Raw genomic sequence first — 6,565 nt, 5'->3', positions numbered from 1 at the left:
CCCCCCCCCCCCCCCCCCCCCCCCCCCCCCCCCCCCCCCCCCCCCCCCCCCCCCCCCCCCCCCCCCCCCCCCCCCCCCCCCCCCCCCCCCCCCCCCCTATTAGATGTGTATAAGAGACAGGGAACGGGCGGGGTGTGGCTCATGGGCGATCTTCCGGTCTGCTGGGGATGGGCGCGGGCGGCTTATTGATAGCCGCCTTCTTCCTCACGCTCCTCAGCGGCCTCGGCCTGCGCTTCTTCCAGTTCGTCTTCGTTCTGGTTCTCGGTGGACTGGTCGTTGGGGTTCGGATCCTGGATCATCGGACGGTCCTTTCTGGCTGGGTCTCCCCTTCAACCGTCCAGCCCACCCCGGCGTTCCCCCTACCAGCGGTAGTTGAAGCTCACGCTGATCCGCTCGCCCTTGCCCGCGTGCGGCATGACCTCGTGCCGCAGCCAGCTTTCCCACAAGAGGATGGTGCCGGGCTCCGGGTTCACTTCCACGAAGGTGGCGAGGCTTTCGGGCGCGTCCGGCCGGCGTGGCGGGGCCGCCATGAACCGTGCGAGGCGCGGGTCCTCCAGCTTCAGACCGCCGGCACCCTCGGGCACGGCGACATAGACGGTGCCGGAGACGACGCTGTGCGGATGGATGTGGCCGGAATGGCCGCCGCCGGGCTTCAGCAGGTTGACCCACAGGCTGTCGAGCTTCAGCCGGCGCCCGCCCAGGTCCATCGCGCAGGCTTCCGCAAAGCGGGCGACGTGCCGGTCGAGCAGGCGCTTCAGGTCGGCAAACGCGGGATCGCGGATCGGCAGGTCGTCGAGCGAGGCATAGCTGGTGTAGCCGCGGTAGCGGTGCTCGCGCGACCAGCGCTTGCCGGCGATATCGTCCTCGGCCAGCGCGCGGACGCTTTCCTCCAGCTCGGCGACCAGCTCGGGCTGGCCGATCTGCTCCTGATAGAGCGGCGTGGTGAAGAGGTGGCGGACGGGCATGGGGGCTCCTTAGTCCCGCTGCAGCCGCAGCGCGACCTCGTTCATGAAGCGGACGTCGTCGCCGCGCGCCAGCCATTCGGCTTCCGCCGCGACCGCACCCAGCATGTCGGACAGGTCGTCGATCTCGGCCTTGGCATAGTTGCCGAGCACATAGCCGGTCACCCGGTCCTTGTGCCCCGGATGACCGATGCCGAGGCGGACGCGGCGATAGTCGTTGCCGATGTGCTGGTCGGTGGAGCGCAGCCCGTTGTGGCCGGCAGCGCCGCCGCCGGTCTTCACCTTCACCTTGAAGGGGACCAGGTCGAGCTCGTCGTGGAACAGCGTCACGTCGGCCGGCGTCAGCTTGTAGAAGCGCATCGCCTCGCCGACCGAACGGCCGCTCTCGTTCATGTAGGTGCCGGGCTTCAGGAGCAGCAGCTTCTCGCTGCCGATGCGCCCTTCTTGCACCCAGCCCTGGAACGCCTTTTTCGGCGGGGAGAAACCGTGCACCTCGCCGATCGCATCGACGGCCATGAAGCCGACGTTGTGGCGCTGCATCGCATGTTGCGGGCCCGGATTGCCCAGGCCGACCCAGAGCTGCATGGCTGTCCCCGTGCTTGGGTGTTCCAAAAGAACATCGCCCCCGCAACAGGTTGCGGAGGCGATGCTGTCTTTACCGATGTCGGAAAAGGGAAGGGCTCAGGCGCCCGCACCCTCGACTTCGGTCTGGGTGTCGCCTTCGCTCGACTTGAGCGCGGACGGCGCCACGATCGTCGCGATGGTGAAGTCGCGGTCTTCGATCGCCGGCTGCGCGCCCTGGGGCAGCGTCACCGCGGAGATGTGGATCGAGTCGCCGACTTCGGCGCCCTTGAGCGAAACCTCGACCTGGTCGGGGATGTTCGCTGCGTCGACCACCAGCTCCAGCTCGTGACGGACGACGTTCAGAACGCCGCCGCGCTTGATGCCGGGAGCCTCTTCCTCGTCGGTGAACACGACGGGCACCTGGACGGTGACGGTCGAGTGCTCGCCGATGCGCAGGAAGTCCACGTGCACCGGCAGGTCGGTGACGGGATCGAAGGCCACGTCCTTGGGCAGCGTGCGGATCGAGGAACCGCCGGCGTCGATCATCACGACCGAGTTCATGAAGTGGCCGGTCATCAGCAGGCGCATCAGTTCGCGACCGTTGACGTGGATCGGGGTCGGTTCTTCGTTGTTGCCGTAGATCACGGCGGGCACGCGGCCTTCACGACGAAGCGAACGGGAGGCTCCCTTGCCAACCCGATCGCGCGTCTCGGCCGACAGCGTAAGCTGGTCGCTCATCACAGTCTCCGTATTGCGCTTGGTTCCATGTTTCGCCGACCGGGCCTCCAGGGATGACCCCGGCACGACAAGGGCGCGCGCTTACGCGAACGCGCGCCGGAACGCAAGCGAACCGCCGCCCAGAGTGGCCGCCGCTACTTCTTGAGCACGTCGAGCGCCGCTGCCGTCAGCGCCTCCGTCGCGGTGCCGATCACGGCCTCCGCATCCGGTGCCCAGCCGGCGCTGTGGAGCGAGGGCAGCTCGGCCACCCCGTCCTGCGCCTTCGCCCACTTGTCGGCGGGCACCCCGCCGACCCAGAAGATCATGCTCTGGATCGACTTGTCCGCCAGATAATAGCGGCTGAAGTCCTCCCCGCCCATCGTCGCTGGTACCTCCTTGACCCGCGCTTCGCCGAAGCGCCCGGTGAACAGCGTGCGCAGCTCGCCCGACAAGGGCTCGGTGTTGAAGGTGGCGGGGGTGTAGGTCTGCTCGACCTCGACGGTCGGCATGCGATCGTCGGGGATGCCGGCGGCGATCGCCTCACCGCGCGCGATCCGGGCGATTCCGTCGAGCAGCTGCTTGCGCGACTCGTCGGTGTAGCTGCGCACGGTCAAGAGCAGCTTCGCCTCGTCGGGGATGATGTTGTGCTTGGCGCCGGCATGGAAGCTGCCGACCGTCACCACGCCCGGCGTCTGCGGGTCGAGTTCGCGCGACACCAAGGTCTGGAGCGCGCCCACGATACGGGAGGCAAGCACGATCGGGTCCTTGGTGGTGTTGGGATAGGCGCCATGGCCGCCGACGCCGCGCACCACCATGTCCACCGAATCGACGTTGGCAAAGGTGTAGCCGGAATGGACGCCGACGACACCGGCCTGCAGCCCGGCGCTGTCGTGGAAGGCGATCGCATGGGTCGGCTTGGGAAAGCGCGTGTAGAGGCCGTCCGCCAGCATCGCCTGCGCGCCGAGCCCCACTTCCTCCGCGGGCTGCGCGATCATCACCAGCGTGCCGGACCATTGGCCTTTCATCGCCGACAGGTTGCGCAGCGTGCCGACCCAGCTCGCCATGTGCGTGTCGTGGCCGCAGGCGTGCATCACGCCCGTTTCGACGCCATCGGCGGTGGTGGCGCGGACTTTCGAGGCGAAGGGGAGGCCGGTCGCCTCCGTCACTGGCAAGCCGTCCATGTCGGTGCGGATCAGCAGCGTCGGGCCGGGGCCGTTGCGCAGCACCGCGACGACGCCGGTGCCGCCGACCTCCTCGGTCACGGTGAAGCCCGCCTTGCCCGCCTCGGCCGCCATGCGCGCGGCGCTCTTCACCTCCTGACGGCTGAGCTCGGGAGCGGCGTGGAGTTCGCGATAGAGGGCGGTCAGCTGCGGAAGCGCTGCCATGGTCGCGTCGCGGACCGGTTCGGCAGCGGCAGGCGAGGCCGGCACCCCAAGCGTGGTGGCGAGCAGAGCGGTGGCGAGCATTGTACGCATGGCGATTCCCCCTGATGTGGACGCCAGCGTGCGACGACCAGCCGCCGCTTGGCAAGCAGCGCTCAGCCGGCGGGGACCAGCTCGATCACGTCCAGGGTGGATTCGAAGCGCGGATAGGGAAGGGCGATGCGCCAGCGGCCCTCCGCCACGCGCTCGACCCGGCCGGCCATGTCGCGGGTGGTGTCGCGGCCATAGTCCAGGGGGGCGGTCTCGTCGCTGAGCATCAGCGTGCCCAGGAAGATGCCGCGCACCTCGCTGTCCGGCAGGATGAGCCCGACCGGACGCTGTGAGCCGGTGCGCTTGTAGAAGCTCAGCACATCCCCCTCCTGCTCGATGCGGCAGTCGAAGAAGGGATAGGCGACGTAGCCCGGGGTGGCGGCACGACCGGTGCCGAGCTTGAAGACGCGGCAGCGATAGTCGCCGGGTGGTGGCGGCGAGCCGGGCAGCGCCAGGTCGGGATCGAACAACTCGCCCTGCGCCGCGACCTCCTTCGGACTAACCACCCGGGCCGCCGCCAGTGCCGCCATCCAGGCGGTGCGCCAGTTGCGCAGCCGGTCGCGATCGGCGGGGGTCGCCATCGAGCGCCAGTCGGGCGTGGCGCTCGGCGTGGCGGCAACGTCGGAACGCTCGGCTCCGCCATGGGCACAGCCGCTCGCGAGCAGTGCCGCCGCCAACACCGTCCAACACCCGCCAATTCGCATCCGCACCATCCCCCCGATCCGATTTTGTTTTGTCGAACGGCCAAGCTCGCCGCTTCGATCCGCAAGCGCAAGCGCCGTCAGGCGGCGGTCCAGCCGCCGTCCATGGAAAGATTGGCGCCGGTGATCGCCTTCGCCTCTTCGCGGCAGAGGTACAGCGCGAAGGCGGCGACCTGCTCGGAGGTCACGAATTCCTTGGTCGGCTGGGCGGCGAGCAGCACGTCGTTCATCACCTGCTCGCGGGTCATCCCACGCGACTTCATGGTGTCCGGGATCTGCTGCTCCACCAGCGGCGTCCAGACATAGCCGGGCGAGATGCAGTTGACGGTGATTCCGTGGGTCGCGGTTTCCAGCGCGATCGTCTTGGTAAGACCGGCGATGCCGTGCTTGGCCATGACATAGGCCGACTTGTTGGGGCTCGCGACCAGCGAATGGGCCGAGGCGGTGGAGAGGATCCGGCCCCAGCCCCGCCGCTTCATGTGCGGCACCGCGGCGCGCATCATGTGCCACGCCGACGACAGGTTGATGGCGAGGATGGCGTCGAACTTCTCGACCGGGAATTCCTCGATCGGGGCGACGTGCTGGATGCCGGCGTTGTTGACGATGATGTCGACCGAGCCGAATTCCGCCGCGGTGCCATCGACCATCGCCGCGATCTCGTCCGGCTTGGTCATGTCGGCGGCATTGTAGTGCGCCGCACCCCCGCTCAGCGCCGCCAAGCCAGCGCGCTCACGCTCGATCGCTTCCGCATCGCCGAAGCCGTTGATGACCAGCGTCGCGCCCTCGGCAGCCAGCGCCTTGGCGATCGCCAGGCCGATACCGGAGGTGGAGCCGGTGACGATCGCGGTCTTGCCCTTCAGGAACATGGCAGGTCCTTTTGCTGGATCAGCGCGGCGCCGGGGAGAGCGGCGGCGTGCGGGTGAGGTCGTAGGCGGCAGTCTTGCCGTTGAGGAGGTCGGCGGCGACAACCTGTGCGTTCGCCATGGTCTCGGCAACGGCGGCACGGCCGGCGGCCCAATGCTCGTGCATGGTGCGCGCGGAGAATTCGAAGTCACGCGATCCGCCCTCCCAGGCGTTCGCGCGGTAGATCAGCTGGACGAGGCTCACCGGCAGCTCGGCCGCCATCGCCGCGAGCGCCTGCACGTCCGGATCCGCCGACATCTCGTCCGGGAGCTTGGCGAGGACCTTTCGGATCGCCTCGCGCTCCTGGCGCAGCTTCATGCGCTCGTCGCTCACCTGGCGGGTGCGGCTGGAGAAGCGGATCTCCTTTTCGCGCGCCAGCACGTCGGTGAGGGTGCGGGGGCGATCGGCGGCCGCGGCGAAAAGATCGACCTGGAACACCAGCATCGCCGCGTCCTGATGATCGAGCACATGGGTGAGCGGCGTGTTGGAGACGAGGCCGCCGTCCCAATACCATTGCCCGTCGATCTCCACCGGTGGCAGGCCCGGCGGCAGCGCGCCCGACGCCATGATGTGGCGCGCGTCGATGCGGCGCTCACGCGTGTCGAAATAGGCGAAGTTGCCGCTCTCCAGGTTCACGGCACCGACCGAGAGGCGCACCGGTCCGTCGTTGAGCAGGTCCCAGTCGACCAGTGCGTCGAGCGTCTCGCGCAAAGGCTCGGTGTCGTAGAAGCTCAGCGCCTCGCGCGTACCGGGGAGGGCGAGGGCGGGGGGCCAGAGCCGCGGGCGGAAGAAGCCGGGGACGCCCTGGCCGAGCACAAAGGCGGCGGACCATTCGTGCACCGCCTCGCGCACGCGGTCGTCGGGATAGAGCGGGAACCGCGGCAGCGCGCTGCTCGCCTGATCCCAGAAGGCGCGAAGCCGCTCGATCCGGCGCTCGGGCGGATTGCCGGCGATGATGGCGGCGTTGACGGCACCGATGGAGATGCCCGCCACCCAGTCGATCTCGATGCCGGCACCCTCCAGCGCCTCCACCACACCGGCCTGATAGCTGCCGAGCGCGCCGCCGCCCTGCAGCACCAGGGCCACGCAGTCGGGCAGCGGAAGGACGTCGCGGCTGCGGCGCGTGCGGCGCAGGCTGGGATCGGCATCGGCCATCGGGAGCGACCATGGACCGGAAGCGCCGCGGCATCAACGGGATGCGCACATTCGGCGGCGGGGCGTGCAACGTCCCGGCTCGCCGCGCATT

At 69.1% G+C, this 6,565-nt stretch carries 7 protein-coding genes; all 7 read right to left on the bottom strand.

The features are described from left to right. Positions 1-359: 359 nt before the first annotated feature. Positions 360-965 carry a TIGR02466 family protein gene (locus VPH46_RS07095; protein ID WP_416610012.1) on the bottom strand — a complete coding sequence of 202 codons (606 nt, stop codon included), beginning with the start codon at positions 963-965 and terminating at the stop codon, positions 360-362. 9 nt (positions 966-974) lie between these two features. After that, positions 975-1,547, bottom strand: a complete 573-nt coding sequence (gene pth / locus VPH46_RS07090) for an aminoacyl-tRNA hydrolase (protein ID WP_125962223.1) — start codon at positions 1,545-1,547, stop codon at positions 975-977. Between the two features lie 96 nt (positions 1,548-1,643). Then, positions 1,644-2,264 (bottom strand): 50S ribosomal protein L25/general stress protein Ctc, encoded by a 621-nt coding sequence (locus VPH46_RS07085; RefSeq protein WP_125962222.1) that lies wholly within the window; start codon positions 2,262-2,264, stop codon positions 1,644-1,646. Positions 2,265-2,398: 134 nt separating this feature from the next. Next, entirely contained in the window at positions 2,399-3,709 is a 1,311-nt protein-coding gene (locus VPH46_RS07080; protein ID WP_416610009.1) for an amidohydrolase, read from the bottom strand. Between the two features lie 71 nt (positions 3,710-3,780). Next, the gene (locus VPH46_RS07075; RefSeq protein ID WP_416610007.1) at positions 3,781-4,395 is read right to left on the bottom strand and encodes a DUF4893 domain-containing protein; all 615 of its coding nucleotides are present in this window, start codon (positions 4,393-4,395) and stop codon (positions 3,781-3,783) included. 101 nt (positions 4,396-4,496) lie between these two features. Continuing rightward, positions 4,497-5,282, bottom strand: coding sequence for a 3-hydroxybutyrate dehydrogenase (locus tag VPH46_RS07070; RefSeq protein WP_416610005.1), 786 nt, complete (start codon positions 5,280-5,282; stop codon positions 4,497-4,499). Between the two features lie 19 nt (positions 5,283-5,301). Beyond that, on the bottom strand, positions 5,302-6,474 hold the full coding sequence (locus VPH46_RS07065; RefSeq protein ID WP_416610003.1) for a patatin-like phospholipase family protein: 1,173 nt from the start codon (positions 6,472-6,474) through the stop codon (positions 5,302-5,304). Positions 6,475-6,565: the final 91 nt, after the last annotated feature.

It is taken from the genome of Sphingomonas sp. MJ1 (PH-R8) (genome assembly GCF_048058635.1).
Taxonomy (GTDB): domain Bacteria; phylum Pseudomonadota; class Alphaproteobacteria; order Sphingomonadales; family Sphingomonadaceae; genus Sphingomonas.
The sequence above is the reverse complement of the archived record's forward strand: the minus strand, read 5'-3'. Positions and strand labels throughout refer to the sequence as shown.